The sequence below is a fragment of the Cecembia rubra genome (assembly GCF_003014575.1).
Lineage (GTDB): Bacteria > Bacteroidota > Bacteroidia > Cytophagales > Cyclobacteriaceae > Cecembia_A > Cecembia_A rubra.
Genome location: NZ_PYGF01000003.1, coordinates 69907 through 85785 on the forward strand (window position 1 = coordinate 69907; position 15879 = coordinate 85785).

Annotated in this window: 12 protein-coding genes; 6 read left to right on the top strand and 6 right to left on the bottom strand. The window is 40.8% G+C overall.

The features are described 5' to 3' along the window. Window positions 1-171: 171 nt before the first annotated feature. From CLV48_RS07190 to CLV48_RS07215, 6 genes are all read left to right on the top strand, one after another. Window positions 172-840: an arylesterase gene (locus CLV48_RS07190; RefSeq protein ID WP_106566876.1), complete on the top strand. Its 669-nt coding sequence runs from the start codon at window positions 172-174 to the stop codon at window positions 838-840. Between the two features lie 164 nt (window positions 841-1004). Beyond that, a complete protein-coding gene (locus tag CLV48_RS07195; protein WP_106566612.1) occupies window positions 1005-2747 on the top strand; it encodes a GMC family oxidoreductase in 1743 nt (580 codons plus the stop codon). Between the two features lie 10 nt (window positions 2748-2757). Further along, entirely contained in the window at window positions 2758-3465 is a 708-nt protein-coding gene (locus tag CLV48_RS07200) for a gluconate 2-dehydrogenase subunit 3 family protein (RefSeq protein WP_106566613.1), read from the top strand. A 183-nt stretch (window positions 3466-3648) separates the two neighbouring features. Continuing rightward, a complete protein-coding gene (locus CLV48_RS07205; RefSeq protein ID WP_106566877.1) occupies window positions 3649-4704 on the top strand; it encodes a DUF6340 family protein in 1056 nt (351 codons plus the stop codon). A 121-nt stretch (window positions 4705-4825) separates the two neighbouring features. After that, window positions 4826-5527 carry a hypothetical protein gene (locus CLV48_RS07210; RefSeq protein WP_106566614.1) on the top strand — a complete coding sequence of 234 codons (702 nt, stop codon included), beginning with the start codon at window positions 4826-4828 and terminating at the stop codon, window positions 5525-5527. A gap of 89 nt (window positions 5528-5616) precedes the next feature. Beyond that, entirely contained in the window at window positions 5617-6813 is a 1197-nt protein-coding gene (locus CLV48_RS07215) for a hypothetical protein (RefSeq protein ID WP_211299916.1), read from the top strand. An 88-nt stretch (window positions 6814-6901) separates the two neighbouring features. Here the strand turns inward: CLV48_RS07215 and CLV48_RS07220 are convergent, their stop codons facing one another. From CLV48_RS07220 to CLV48_RS07245, 6 genes are all read right to left on the bottom strand, one after another. Continuing rightward, entirely contained in the window at window positions 6902-8233 is a 1332-nt protein-coding gene (locus tag CLV48_RS07220) for a geranylgeranyl reductase family protein (RefSeq protein WP_106566615.1), read from the bottom strand. Between the two features lie 204 nt (window positions 8234-8437). After that, the gene (locus tag CLV48_RS07225) at window positions 8438-11638 is read right to left on the bottom strand and encodes a S41 family peptidase (RefSeq protein WP_106566616.1); all 3201 of its coding nucleotides are present in this window, start codon (window positions 11636-11638) and stop codon (window positions 8438-8440) included. Between the two features lie 224 nt (window positions 11639-11862). After that, the gene (gene eno, locus CLV48_RS07230; protein ID WP_106566617.1) at window positions 11863-13143 is read right to left on the bottom strand and encodes a phosphopyruvate hydratase; all 1281 of its coding nucleotides are present in this window, start codon (window positions 13141-13143) and stop codon (window positions 11863-11865) included. 21 nt (window positions 13144-13164) lie between these two features. Beyond that, on the bottom strand, window positions 13165-14262 hold the full coding sequence (gene carA / locus CLV48_RS07235) for a glutamine-hydrolyzing carbamoyl-phosphate synthase small subunit (RefSeq protein ID WP_106566618.1): 1098 nt from the start codon (window positions 14260-14262) through the stop codon (window positions 13165-13167). Between the two features lie 127 nt (window positions 14263-14389). Further along, a complete protein-coding gene (gene rplQ / locus CLV48_RS07240) occupies window positions 14390-14884 on the bottom strand; it encodes a 50S ribosomal protein L17 (RefSeq protein ID WP_106566619.1) in 495 nt (164 codons plus the stop codon). Window positions 14885-14889: 5 nt separating this feature from the next. Then, entirely contained in the window at window positions 14890-15879 is a 990-nt protein-coding gene (locus CLV48_RS07245) for a DNA-directed RNA polymerase subunit alpha (protein ID WP_106566620.1), read from the bottom strand.

The window sequence follows — 15879 nt, forward strand, 5'->3', positions numbered from 1 at the left end:
GATTTTTGGAAATAACAATTTGAAACGGATAAAAGGTTTATTCCGTTGGAAATAAAGATAACAGGAAAGGACGAGCTTTGTCTCTTTTGCTACGAAAATTGTAAATTTGAGAAGAAACCGTAAAAAAGGTTTCCATCAGCAATGCAAACTCCATTCACAATAGCACAAACCATGATTAGAAAAATTTCGATCCTTGTGATACTGGCCACGGCCATTTTTTCATGCTCATCACCCAAAGAAGAAAAATCCGCTGAAGTAACTGCAGTCCAAGAGACTGTTGATGAAGGTCCAAAAAAATTGATTCTTTTTTACGGCAACAGCCTGACCGCCGGCTATGGCATTGATGCAGAAGATGCTTTTCCCGGATTGGTACAGCACACCATCGACAGCCTGGATTTAAATTATAAAGTCATCAATGGGGGGCTTAGCGGAGATACTTCTGCAAGCGGACTCACCAGGTTGGATTGGTTCCTGGAAGAAGAACCTGCCATTTTTGTCCTGGAACTTGGAGCAAATGACGGCCTGAGGGGGATAAGCCTTAGCGAAACCAAAAGCAACCTCAAAGCCATTATCCAAAAGGTAAAGAATAAATATCCTGAAACCATCATTCTATTGGCAGGAATGCAGATTCCACCTAACATGGGACCTGAATACATCAATGAATTTGAGCAAATGTACCCTGACATCTCCAAAGAGGAAAATGTCCCACTGATTCCTTTTCTGCTAGAGGGTGTGGCAGGTAATCCGGACCTAAATTTACCGGATGGTATTCATCCCACTGAGGAAGGACACCGTATTGTCTTCACTACAGTCTGGGAACATTTAGTAAAATTAATCTGATGGAAAAAGCAACTCAAAAAGTTTAATATACACTATAATAACTTGACTTTTTCTGCCTTTCATGCTGCATGGATTGGCTTTAAATCATCTATTTTTTTTCTACTGTTTGAATTCAATGATTTTTTTACAAAATTGTAATACGAAAGTCGAAAATTTTGTAAAACATGAGTTTTGAAATCAAATCCTCCGGAGAGGCATATGATGTGATCATAGTGGGATCCGGCGCAGGAGGTGGAATGGCCTCCAAAATTCTTTCAGAAGCAGGACTTTCAGTCGCTGTATTGGAAGCTGGCGGTGACTTTGATCCTGCCAAAGAGGAAGATAGGACCCAATTGAGGCCACCTTGGGAATCTCCAAGAAGAGGAGCAGGAACCCGAATCAGGCCCTTTGGGGATTTTGATCAGGCCATCGGTGGATGGGATATAGAGGGTGAACCTTATACTAGATCAGAAGGAACATCCTTTGACTGGTTCAGGTCAAGGATGCTTGGAGGAAGGACCAACCACTGGGGAAGGATTTCCCTTAGATTTGGCCCCAATGACTTCAAAAGGAAATCTATTGATGGATTAGGAGATGATTGGCCGATAGGATATGACGATATCAAGCCTTACTATGACAAAGTAGACAAGCTCATAGGGGTCTTTGGATCAAAAGAAGGTATTTACAATGAACCGGACGGGTTCTTCCTGCCTCCTCCTAAGCCAAGGCTACACGAGCTTTATTTTATGAAGGGGGCAAAAAAAGTAAATATCCCAATCATACCATCCAGACTTTCCATTCTCACTAGGTCTGTTAACAATGAGCGAGGCGTATGCTTTTTCTGCAGCCAATGCAACAGAGCTTGCCAGGCATATGCCGATTTTTCATCAGGAACAGTTCTGATCAAACCAGCCATGGCTAAAGGAAAAGTCGACCTTTACACGCATGCCATGGTCAGAACAGTTACCACCAATGAAACGGGAAAAGCCACTGGTATTTCCTATATCAGCAAGGTGGATATGAAAGAATACAAGGTTAAGGGGAGGGTAGTCGTTTTGGGGGCCTCTGCCTGTGAATCAGCCCGTATCATGCTGAATTCCAAATCTAAATCCCATCCTAATGGAGTGGGCAACAGCAGCGGAATGGTGGGAAGATACTTACATGACTCTACAGGAGCAGACAGGATGGGTATTTTACCGGAATTGATAGACCGACCAAGATACAATGAAGACGGTGTAGGCGGCATGCATGTGTATACACCTTGGTGGTTGGAGAACAAAAAACTAGACTTTGCAAGAGGCTATCATATTGAATATTGGGGCGGAATGTCCATGCCTTCTTATGGTTTTGGTTCCTCTATGGATACCATGAGAAAATACATCAAAGACGAGTTTGGAAATCCTTCTCCCAATGGCGGATATGGAGAAGGTTTGAAAAAGGATATCCGAAAATTATACGGATCTACCCTGGGCATGTCAGGAAGGGGCGAAAGCATTCCCCAATACAGCAACTATTGCGAGATTGACAACAATGTGGTAGACAAATATGGCATTCCTGTCCTGAAATTTCATTACAAGTGGACAGATCAGGAAATTAAACAGGCGAAACACATGCAGGACACATTTGAAGAGATTCTCACAGAAGCTGGAGCTGTTTTGCTTGGCAAAAAACCGGGACCTGAAACTATGTACGGCTTAGCAGCTCCGGGCAGGATTATCCATGAGGTAGGCACTACCAGAATGGGCAATAATCCAGCTACCTCTGTCCTGAACAGCAACTGCCAAGCCCATGACTGCAAAAACCTTTTTGTAGTGGATGCAGGGCCTTTTGTTTCCCAAGCAGACAAAAACCCAACCTGGACCATTTTGGCCTTGGCCTGGAGGACATCAGAATACATTGTAGATGAATTAAAAAAGAAAAATATTTAATACCGGAGCCATGAACAGAAGAGAAAACCTAAAACTCCTTTTCACCGGATCGCTGGCATCCGGATTACTGTTGACACATTGCAACCCTAAGGATAAAGAAGCGGACTTTTCTCCAAAAATTGCAGGGGGAACACCTGGAGGAAGGATACCAGAAGAAATAGCTAGAGACCATAAATTGCTATCTGAGACTTTTTTTACCGAGGAGGAAAGAAAAAAGCTGGATGTTTTGGTTGATATCATCCTACCTGCAGACCATGAATCAGGAAGTGCAACAGAAGCTGGCGTTCCTGAATTTATTGAGTTTATGATGAAAGAGAATCCAAGTTTTCAAACTCCCGTACGGGGTGGACTCATGTGGCTGGACAATTATAGCATAGACAACTATGGGAAAGTTTTTCTCGAATTATCGGAGAAAGAAAGGCTGGAAGTCATAGATCTGATCGCCTGGCCCGATAAAGCCTCGCCAGAGCTAATTGGTCAGGTACGTTTTTTCAATACCCTTAGAAACTTAACCTCCACAGGCTATTTCACTACTGAAATGGGTTTCAAATATCTTGGCTATAAGGGCAATACTCCCAATGTATGGAATGGCGTGCCTGACGAGGTGTTGAAACAACATGGCTTTGAATACCCTGAAAAATACATGGCACTTTACCTCAAACCAGAAGAGAGGGGAAAAGTTGCTGAATGGGATAATGAGGGAAACCTAATCGGGTAGATCAAAATATTGATATCATGGACTTGGGCAGACAATGCCCAAGTCATTTTTGGTTTCCAAAAACATTTTTTATTATGGAAATGAGGCATTCATGACCTCAAAGTAAAAAATTTTTCAATTCCCTGATTTCTTGCAACCTTTACACAAAAAATAGCATCAAGACAAAGGTTATTTATGCTGAATATGAAACAAGTAAACTTTTCCTTTTTCATTTTATTATTGGCATCCTTGCTTTTTTCCTGTACAAGGACAGTGACCATGAACAGAATGGCGCCTGCTGATATTACAGTACCTTCATATGTACAGCGGATATTGTTGGTAGACAGGACAGCCCCTCAAAATGAAACCGTGTCCGTTATCCAAGGCATCTTAACTGGAGAGGCTCCATTTGAAGTTAAAAATGCTGCAGAGGCCACCTTGACCACTATACAGCAGGAACTTAACCAGTCACCAAGATTTGAGGTGATTAGAGCTAGAGAAAGGTTAGTGGGTGGACTTTTTGCCCAAACTTTCCCTACACCCTTGACCTGGCAGCAAGTAGAAGGTCTTTGTGATCAATACCAAGTTGACGCAATCTTGGTCCTGGAAAAGTTTTCTTCTGACTTTATTGTGACAGATAAAAGGCAGATGATCAAAAAGACTGTTGGAACTGGCAAAGAGGCCAGACAAATTGAAGTGATGGGGGTATACATGGAAGGGTTGGCGTCAGTAAGTGCTGGATTCAGATTTTATGACCCACAATCCAAAAATATTTTTGACCAGATCAATTATGACAAGACCAATCTTTGGTCCGCAGAAGCCGAAACAAGGCTCCAGGCGGCTGCCATGTTGATTGACAAGGTAAGGGCGACGCAGTTTGTTGGAAGAATGGCAGGAGCTAGCTATGCCAGAAGGATAGCCCCTATGCCTATTACCATTACCAGAAGCATGTATGAAAAACCAAGGTCAAATTTTTCCCTTGCAAAGGGCTCTAGGTTAGCTCAGGTTGGGCGATGGGAGGATGCGCTGGAAACTTGGCAGCAGGGCTTAAGCCTACCTCATAGCACCAAAGAAGGAGGAAGATTGGCTTACAATTTGGCCCTTGCCTATGAAGTGTTGGGGGAACTGGAAGAGGCCAGGTATTGGGCAGGAAAGTCATTTACAGAATATGGATTTAAAGAGGGCAGAAATTACGCTGGCAATCTCCAAAGAAGGATTAATCAGGATGCTATTGTAAGGAGCCAACTTGAGCGAAATTAAAATCCAAAGGTTTTTTGATTTCATTAAATTGGTAATCCGATCCAACTAAATTTTTTATTTTGGGTCGAACATTTTGTTTTTCAACCAAGAATATATTAGTTTCATGGAAAACTAATTTTTAATGAAAACAATTTTTAAGACCTTACCCCTTTTAATCATCCTATCGAGCCTAGGACCAATTCATGATACTTTTGGTCAGTTTATTGGTCGGATAGAGATAAAAGGCTTTACCAAAGCATCTGACATCCGTCTTTTGTATGATTATTCTGAAACAGAAGGCTTGATTGAGATAGGAGATGCCTATTCCAAAGCCCGTGGAGTGACTGTGTTTTCAGCCATGAATGACCTGAACAATAGGGCCAGGAAAAAACTTATGGAAGAAGCTTCTGTCAGAGGGGCTTCCCATGTCCTTATTACAAGCAAGATTCCTGATGATGCAGGTATGTTTGGGAGATTGTTCAGTTACCAAGCAGTTTTCTACAGACATCCGGATCTTAAAATTGATCATGAAAAATTAAAGTCCAAAATCAGTGAGCACTCATTAAGAAGCATGAAGAGTTTGGTCACCAATAGAAACCGGTTTGGAGCCCAAAATAAGTTTTCTACAGGCACAGTCAAATTGACTTTGGATTCAGATTTAGAATTTTTTGAGAAAGACAGTAGGATTTTCGGCAGGACTAGGGTATTAAAATCCATTGGAACCGTTTTTGAAGTCAAGACTTTTGAGGTGATCGGAATGAGCGAAGACAGTCTTCTCCTTTCTATTGAATTGAAGGAAAATAAGCAATATGCGGCATACTGGTTTGATTTTGTGAAAAGGTAAATGAAATGACCAAGAGTATTAATTAATCCGATAATTTCAATTTAAATCTTTGGGTTTGTAAAGCTCATTTCTTTAAAATTTTTGATTCTATGAAAAGTTCTGGAAAATTGGTTTTGGACAACCAAAAAAATTACATACTCCTTCTCATAGGAGCCCTGATAATTCTTATGACTATGGCCTGTTCTGGCAATGGAAATAAAGGTTTATCTGAAAATGAGATTGAAAGTTATCAAATTGAAATACTGGATTCTTTAGTAGTGGATTACCTTGGAATGTTATCCTGGTCCCATATCAGTCCGGATGGCCAGAAATTTTTGGCCCTGGATCTTCAGAAATCAGACATAATACTTATTGAGAAGGAAGGCAAAATCATAGAAATTCTCAATAAATCAGGGGATCAACCAGAAAGCATTGGACCGAACTTGATGGGTAGACCACAATTCAGAAATGATACTGAAATTGCGCTTTTGGGAACCAAAGGCTTATTCCTCTTCGATTTTAAGGGCAATTTAAAGCAACAATTCAAACCTGATTTCGATCCTATCATGAATTTCATCATTTTAAATGCTGATGTTTTTCAGTTTAGAGATCCAAATTTTGCCATTGCCTTAATGGCTGGCAGAAACACTGAAGGTTCTGGTTTTTATGAATCTACTGTAGGCACCAAGTTTGAGGCAATTGATCTGAACAGTAGGAAATATTCAGGAATCATTCCTTTCCCTGATAATTCAAGGTTTAAAGTCTCTGAAATTTTCCCTGTCACCAATACCGTCCCTGTACTACGAACCAACAAAGAAGGTCTGTACATTGCCTTTAAAAATGAGCCTAGGATATTTTTCTACAATTGGGAAAATCTGAATAAACCTTCAAAGGAAATCCAATTGCAGATAGACAACTTCCAATTGATCAAAGGAAAGGATCCCAAATCAGTAAATCAAAACATGATCAGTTTTGACACCAGAGAATTTGCTTATGGGGCAATCAACCAACTTATATGGGTGGATGGTCAATTATTGGTCAACTGCAGCTCAGGACTTTCAGATGAGGAATATGAAAGGATCACAAATGGCATCAGTGATTTTCAGGAAATCTTTAATTTGATCAGCGAGAAAAATCAGTCTCAATGGGCGGTTGTATCAGAAGATGGAAATCTTATTCCTGTAGAAATCCCCAATAATCTTGCCAGAATAGAATTTGTAGACAAGGAAGGTAACCTTTGGATCTCCCCAAATAGAAATGAAATGGAAAGGGATTACGAGGTATTGTTTAAGGCGAGGCTGAGATAATCACTTGGCGCTTGGAACTTGGTACTTGGTACAATGTCCCTTTTAAATGCTACTGATTTTACTACCAAGGTCACAAAAACTAACTTCATTAGCTTTTCCTGAAAACTTTAAAATAAAATAAGGGATTGGAAAGCTTTCTTCTTTCAGCTGGACGCCATACCATACGGTTGAGTAAGTTCCAAATGGTTGGGCTGGAGTTGGCCTTTTTCACCACCCAATCAAATAACCAAGGAAAACGGAGCAATCGCTGAATCCTATACGCTATAAGCATCTCCCCTCCGATCTTCTTCCACAACATTTCATCGTAATCCTGATTGTTGCGAAAATCATGATGCCCCCATTTGGAAAGGATAAATTTGGCTGCCAATCTTCCGCTTGTCATGGCAAAGCCTATACCTTCTCCAGTAAAAGGGTCAATCAAGGAGGCCGCATCACCTAACAATAAAAACCTATCCCCACTTACCTTACTTTTTCTTGATCCTAAGGGCAAACCAAAACCTTTGGGCAATTCAAGCGCTTCGGCCTGATCAAATCTTGATGAAAGCCTGGGATGCCGCTCGATAATATCCTCCATTACCTCTTTCAGGTTAATGGACCGTTTTTCAATTTCAGAAGACAGCATCCCGATGCCAACATTGGCCAGGTTGTCGGCCATTGGAAAAATCCAAAAATACCCCGGAAGGATGTCCGGCAAAAAATGAAGTTCAATCAATGGTATATCCCCCTCAAACTTAACATTCCTGTAGTATTGCCTAAGCCCAGCGGAAAAGTGTTTCCTGTTAATTTTATCTCTCCAAAGTTTTCTAGCCAAAATGGAATTGGCCCCATCAGCGCCTAACACCAATTTGGCCTCAATTTTCCTGTCAGCGCAAATGATTTCCACTTTTTCCTTTAGAAAATCCATTTGCTTTACCTCACAATTTTCAAAAACAAAGACATTTTCGGACTTTCTTAAAGGAGCAAGCAAAAAGTTGTCAAAATCTATTCTTTTACTGACATAACCCGGATATTTCAAATTTCCTTCCGTGAATTTTTGTTCATCTGAAAGAAAAAGGTTCAAACGATGGCCTTTGGGAGAAAAGAAACTCAACCCGTCAACGGGATAGGCTTTTTCAGTTGCCTCAAAAAAAGAAAGATCCAGTCCTTTTTCTTCCAGTTTCTTAAGCTCAAAAATGGTGTTCCCGCTCAAGGCATCTCCACAAATCTTGTCCCTAGGAAAACTTTTTTTATCCAAAAGGGCAATCTTGAATCCCTTACCCGCCAAATGCCAGGCTGCCGTCGAGCCGGCCGGACCAGCCCCAATGATAACAATGTCGAATACTCCCAAATCGAACTGAATGTAATAGTCTACCCTATTTAAGCGTAGTAATTTAAAAAAACAAAACAAGGCCGCCCAAAAGGCGGCCTTGTTTGTATTCAAAGTCTGATGTAAAAATCAGTCTGAACTATCTGAGAACATTAAGTCAAATATTAATCGCACGCTATTTGGAAGGTCTTTTAGCAATATAACATGCAATAGCCGCAGAAAACCTCAATCCTAATACAACCTTTGTCTCCATTGTATTTCACCTTCACCTCGATCAAATTTGTTGTCATTAAGGTTTATATCCAATAGAAAGGAATATCATTTAATCTGACCCAACAATTCCTTTACTGCTGCCTCAATCTGGGCATCCTTACCAAATAGAATTTCCTCAAATGGCGTAGCTACTTTGATATCTGGCTCAAGTTGGAGATTTTCCAATGGCCTGTCCTCAGCCACCCCATAGAAGGCAATCATCGGAATACCGAAAACGATGGTTGGATCAATCTGTGTTTCCCACCATACAGCAGTACTGGTACCGGGGACTGGCATACCGATGAGTTTACCGATTCCTTTAGCACGATAAGCATATGGGAAGGCATGGGCATCAGAGTAATTGCTCTCACTCATCAAAACCACGCTCGGCTTGGCCCATTTGTCCCTAGGCTCGCCACCTCTGGTAATAAAACCATAAGGTCTGAAGGTCGCGTAAGGTTTACCATCAAGGAAGTTGGAAAGATCCTCATGCAGCCATCCTCCGCCATTGAATCTGGTGTCCACAATCAATGCTTCCTTGTCTGCATTTTTTCCCAAAACCTCATCATAAACTGTTCTGAAACTGTTATCATTCATACCCTGTACATGGACATAACCAATCCTTCCATTGCTTAACTTGTCCACCATGGCACGCATGCTGTCAGTCCATCTCTTATACAGAAGTGAATTTTCAACAGCTTGGGAAATAGGTTTGACTGTTTCTTCCCATCTTACTTTGGAAATTGGGTCATACATGCTTAAGAGAACAATTTTATCGGCTTTCCTATTGAGAAGCATGTTCCAATCTAAATTCAGTCCGATTTCCACACCATCAATTTTTTCAATGATATGACCTGACTTTATTTTGCTGTCAGCTCTATCCAAAGGACCTCCAGTGATAACCTCTGTGATTTTAAGACCATTCTCTTTTGAGCTTTCATCAAAGAATAAGCCTAGTGAGGCGGTTTGGTCACCATTATCAGCTCTGTGAGAGTACCTGCCTCCTGTATGGGAACCATTCAATTCCCCCAATATCTCGCTCAATAACTCCTGAAAATCATAATTATTGTTGATATGGGGAAGGAAGCGGGCATAGGTAGCTCTGTACATATCCCAATCAATTCCATGAAGTGTAGGATCATAAAACTTCTTCTTCACCTGTCTCCATGCATGATGGAAGATATATTCACGTTCTGAAGTGGCATCCAAAACCATTTCTTCACTGATTCCAATGTTACTTACTTTGCCATTACCTGTCTCAACCTTGGAAAGTCTACCATTTGCCAGGACAAATAAATTTTTGCCGTCTTTGTCCAATTTAATAGTACCTGGTCCCGAATTGGTTTTTGCCAAAGACTTCAATTCTTTGGTACGGGTATCCAATGCCCACACATCATAGCGGTCTTCAAAACTTGCCATGAAATACAGCTTATCGCCATCCGGGGACATATCAAAAGAAGACAGATTGACTGAACCTGTAGTCAATCTTAATTTCCTATTCTCAATACCACTTAGGTCAAGTACAAGCGGACCATCTTCTTTCTTTTTATCCTTATCTTTTTCTTCCTGTTCTTTCAGAAGATCAAATTCCGCTTTGCTCAGCTTGAACCTGTCAAACGCTGCCTTGTCAAAAAACAAAGCGTAAATATCTAATTCCCTAGCACCTTGAAGTGCTAAAGGTTTCTTTCCATCACGGTCATTGGCCCAAATAAGCGCTTTCCCTTTCAAGGCAAACTGTCCTCTGCCGTCCGAAAAACCGGAATTGGTCAAATTAACACCTTCTTTACCTCCTGCAGCATCATATAGGACCATATGACTTGCTCCATAAAGTCCAAGCGAATTTTTAGCAACAATCCACTTGCTGTCGGGACTCCAGGTAAAATCCTGGTCTCCGTCACTGTAGGAGAAATTCTCTCCAGCTGGAATAATGGTTCTGGAAGTTTTATTGGCAATGTTAAATACCTTAAGGATATTTCGTTCTTCCAAATAAGCAATCTCCTTACCATCAGGAGAAACAAGTGGCTGAAATTCATCCTTTTCGGTAGCAATCACCGCTTCTTCCTTGATCAAGGTTGCCACATAGAAATAAGGCTCATCATTTCTGACAATACTTGCCTTAAAAATATCCCAACTTTCGCCTCGCTCACTTGAATAATAAAGTGTACGCCCATCTGCTCCCCAACTTAGCATCCTCTCCTGAGCTGGTGTATTGGTTACTCTTTTGGTCAGATTATTATCAACAGAGGTCACAAAAACTTCTCCTCTAAACACAAAAGCAATCTCTTTACCATTTGGTGAAAGTGCCATTTCAGTAGCTCCGCCGTTGACAGAAACTATTTTTTGATCATATCCCCTAAAGTCAGCAAATATTTTAACAGGAACCTTCACTGGTTGCCCCCCCGGCTCCAAAGTATAGATTTCTCCGTTCCATGTAAATGAGAGCAAATCCTGTTTACTGCTGCTCAAATGCCTTACAGGGTGATCTTTGAAGTGGGTCAATTGGATCTCGGTACCATTACGAAGATCTCTTTTGAAGATATTTTGAGATCCATTCTTTTCACTTAAATAGAAAGCAGAATTGCCATCAGCTGAAAAAAGAGGTTCTCTGTCTTCCCCTTCAAAGTCACTGATCTGGGTATATTTTTGGTTATTTAAATCAAAGACCCAAATATCTCTTGTCACTGAAGAAGTATGTCTTTTCCTCCATTCATCTTCATAACCCTTTCTATCCTGAAAAATGATCCGCTCCCCTTTCGAATCAAAACTGGCATTTTGAAAGCCGGCAGTAGACATCAAAACAGACCTTCCTCCCCCAACAGGGACTTTATAAAGTTTACCAAAGAGTCCCTTGTTTGGAAACCTTACAGAGCTTTGAAGGTCATTTCTTGGTGAACTGAAGATCACCTCACTCCCATCAGGAGTAAAGTCCCATGGAAAATCATTACCGGAGTAAAAAGTCAATCGCTTTGCTTCCCCTCCCTCAGAAGGAATTATGAATACATCAAAATTGCCAAACCGGTCACTAGCAAAAGCAATTTGCTTCCCATCAGGACTCCAAACAGGCATAAAATCATGTGCTTCATGCAAGGTAAGGGGATTAGCTGTTCCACCTTTGGCATCCACTTTAAACAGATCTCCTTTGTAACTGAATACAATTTCTTTGCCATCCGGGGAAATAGCAGGATAACGCAACCATAGTGGTTCTTCCTGGGCATGCAACCTGCCCCCTAGCATCATAAGGATCAAAAACATCCAAATATTTCTCATAATTTGTTGATTTAGTTCTGTCGTTAAAATAATTAAACTTCAAATTTTATCCCATCAAATTCCCATCAATGGTAAAACAATCCATCGAAAGAATCTTTTTTTAAATTTCCTTTGGGCACAAAATTGGTCCCAATAGCAGACCAGGTATAAAAAAACCGCTGAGAACTCAGATTCCCAGCGGTCAATTATACACTTAATAACAAGTGTTGGTATTTAAAGCCTCCTTATTTTTTATGTGGAAAAACAGCAGAATCTCCCAGCTGCTCTTCGATTCTCAACAATTGGTTGTATTTGGCCATCCTATCAGATCTGGAAGCAGAACCGGTTTTGATCTGACCACAATTGGTGGCAACTGCCAAGTCCGCGATAGTTGAATCTTCGGTTTCACCTGATCTGTGAGACATTACAGCTGTAAATCCAGCTTTATGGGCCATGGCTATAGCGTTTAATGTTTCCGTCAAGGTTCCGATCTGATTGACTTTGATCAAAATGGAATTGGCGGATTTTTCCTCAATTCCTCTTTTAAGGAATTTAACGTTGGTAACAAAAAGGTCATCGCCAACCAACTGTACTTTATCACCGATTTTAGCGGTAAGCATAGCCCATCCAGCCCAATCTTCTTCCGCGCAGCCATCTTCAATTGAATCGATAGGATATTTTTCAGTAAGTTCAGCAAGGTATGCTACCTGCTCTTCTCTACTTCTGATTTTTCCGTTAGGTCCTTCGAATTTGGTATAATCATATTTTTCATCCTTGAAGAACTCAGAAGCCGCACAGTCCAAAGCGATGGTGACATCATCACCTGCTTTGTAGCCTGCCTTTGCTATAGCATCCAAAATGCAAGCCAAAGCCTCTTCAGTTCCACCGGAGAAATTTGGAGCGAATCCACCTTCATCGCCTACAGCAGTGCTCAATCCTTTATCATGAAGAATTTTTTTCAAATGGTGAAAAATCTCACATCCCATTTGGATAGCCTCGGAAAAGTTAGCAGCACCCACCGGTCTTACCATAAATTCCTGAAATGCAATAGGAGCATCTGAGTGGGAACCACCATTGATGATATTCATCATAGGTACAGGAAGAGTATTTGCATTGACACCCCCAATGTACCTATACAATGGCTGACCTGCCTCCATTGCTGCTGCCTTGGCTACCGCCAAAGAAACACCAAGGATTGCGTTAGCTCCCAGTTTACTTTTATTCGGTGTACCATCGAGGTCAATCATGATCTGATCGATCAGATTTTGTTCAAAAATACTCAAGCCTACTAATTCAGGCGCAATCACATCATTCACGTTGGAAACAGCTTTTAATACTCCTTTTCCGAGGTATTTAGATTTGTCTCCATCACGGAGTTCTACCGCTTCATTAATGCCGGTAGAGGCACCGCTAGGCACGGCAGCTCTTCCAAATGCCCCTGTTTCAGTAAACACATCCACCTCAATGGTGGGATTACCACGGGAATCTAAAATCTGTCTTGCATGAATAGATTGAATCAAAGTCATAATGTTAAAGGTTTAAGAGTTTTAATTTTTTCGCATTAAAGATATAAAATCATCAAATAAATACCTCGAATCATGAGGACCTGGAGAGGACTCAGGGTGATATTGTACTGAAAATGCAGGTTTTTGTTTCAGGCGGATACCAGCTATTGTATTGTCATTGAGATGAACATGAGTAATTTCAACCAAGTTGCTTTTTTCTACATCCTCTCTTTTTACCACAAATCCGTGATTTTGGGAAGTAATTTCACTTTTGCCGGTAAGTAAATTCTTGATGGGGTGATTCAGTCCTCTGTGTCCATGGTGCATTTTATAAGTGGAAATACCACAGGATTCTGCTAAGATCTGATGACCTAGGCAGATTCCGAAAACAGGTTTGTTGAGATCCAAAATTTCTTTGGTTGTCTTAACAGCATAATCCATTACTGCAGGATCTCCAGGTCCATTGGAAAGGAAATAGCCATCAGGGTTCCAGGCTTCCATTTCTGACAATGTAGTTTTAGCAGGGAAGACCTTACAATAAACCCCTCTTTCAGCGAGATTTCTTAGGATATTCAATTTGATACCAAAATCTAAACAAGCGACTTTAAAAGGAGCATTTTCCTCTCCATAGAAGAATGGTTCTTTGGTACAAACCTGGGAAGACAATTCAAGCCCGTTCATGTCAGGCACAAGGTTCAACTGAGCTTTTAATCCTGCAAGGTCTTCTTCAAATTCAGAGCTGATAATAGCATTCATTGCACCTTTTGACCGGAGGTGTCTTACCAATTTACGGGTATCAATATCTGCAATTCCAGTAATACCATATTTGACCAAGTAATCCTGAAGGGAACCACTTGCGTCAAGTCTGCTATAAACTTCTGAGAAACTATTGACCACTATACCTGCAATTGTAGGATGATCAGATTCCACTTCAGAATCAATTACCCCATAATTACCAATATGTGAGGTAGTGGTCACTACAATTTGTCCGGTATAAGATGGATCTGTGTAAATTTCCTGATAGCCAGTCATACCGGTATTGAAACATATCTCACCGCCATTGGTACCCGGGCTGCCAATAAGTGTGCCCCTAAAGATTGTACCGTCAGCAAGAAGTAGGGTTGCTTTCTGTTTATTCATGATGATTAAATGGACTCGCCAAAGTTAAGGAATTTTAGAGTTTTACTTGTGGTAAAATCAAAAGGATATAAAAAAAGGGATTGAACCAAAGTCCAATCCCCTTATATTTTGAAGTATCCCGCATGAATTATTCAGCAGATTTTTCTTCAGTGTTACCTTCAGTTTTTGAAGCCTCAGCAGCAGGTGCATCAGTAGCTTTACCTGTACCTCTTCTGCTTCTTCTGGTAGTTTTCTTAGCTGGTTTAGCATCTTTCAGCATCAACTCATTGAAATCTACCAACTCGATGATACACATTTCAGCATTATCACCAAGACGGAATCCTGTTTTGATAATTCTTGTATATCCACCGGCTCTGCTACCTACTTTTTCGATCACTTCACCGAACAAAGCTTTGATACCTTCTTTGTTTTTAAGGTAAGAGAAAGCTACCCTTCTATTGTGAGTAGTATCTTCTTTAGCTCTGGTAATCAGAGGCTCTACATATTTTTTAAGCTCCTTAGCCTTGGCAAGCGTTGTAGAAATACGCTTGTGAAGAATCAGGGAGTTAGCCATATTGGAAAGCATGGCCTTCCTGTGACTGGCTGTCCTGCCAAGGTGGTTGAATTTCTTACCGTGTCTCATTTTTATTATTCTTCATCAAGTTTATACTTAGACAAATCCATTCCGAAGGTCAGACCTTTTTCTTGGATCAGCTGCTCAAGCTCAGCCAAAGATTTCTTGCCAAAATTTCTAAATTTCATCATATCAGAAATCTCAAGTTTTGCAAGATCTCCCAAAGTCTTTACATCAGCAGCTTTCAAACAGTTGAAAGCACGCACAGAAAGATCAAGATCTCCTAGAGGAGTTTTCAAAAGCTTTCTCATGTGCAGGTACTCCTCGTCAATTGGTTCTGGCTCGGAAGGTCCTCCAGTATCCAATACCATAGTCTGGTCAGAAAACAACATGAAGTGCTGGATCAGGATTTTTGCTGATTCCTGAAGTGCCTTCTCAGGGTGAATGGAACCGTCTGTGGTCACCTCAATGATGAGTTTTTCAAAGTCGGTTTTTTGCTCAACCCTTGTATTTTCCACGCTGTACTTGACATTTTTGATCGGAGTAAAGATGGCATCAATTGGAATTACACCAAACACCTGCTCTTTCGGCTTTGATTCCTCAGCAGGAAGATAACCTCTACCCTTTTCAACTGTCAATTCGATTTCAAAACTCTTTGTATCATCTAAGTGGCAAATAACCAACTCAGGATTCAAAACCTCAAAGGAAGAGGTGAACTTGGCGATATCTCCAGCAGTGAAAACGGACTGATTTTTAACTTCTACAGTGATTTTTCCGTCGATGGAATCATGCACTTTTTTGAATCTCACTTGTTTCAGATTCAAAATGATATCAGTCACATCTTCAACAACACCCTCGATGGTGGAAAATTCATGAACCACTCCTGGAAGCTTCACGGAAGTGATGGCATAACCTTCAAGAGAGGATAACAAAATTCTCCTCAAGGCATTACCTATAGTAACCCCATAGCCCTTTTCAAGTGGCTTGAAGGTGAACAAACCGTGGAAGTCATCGGCTTTTTCCATCACCACTTTCTCGGGCATTTGAAATGCTAATATGGACAT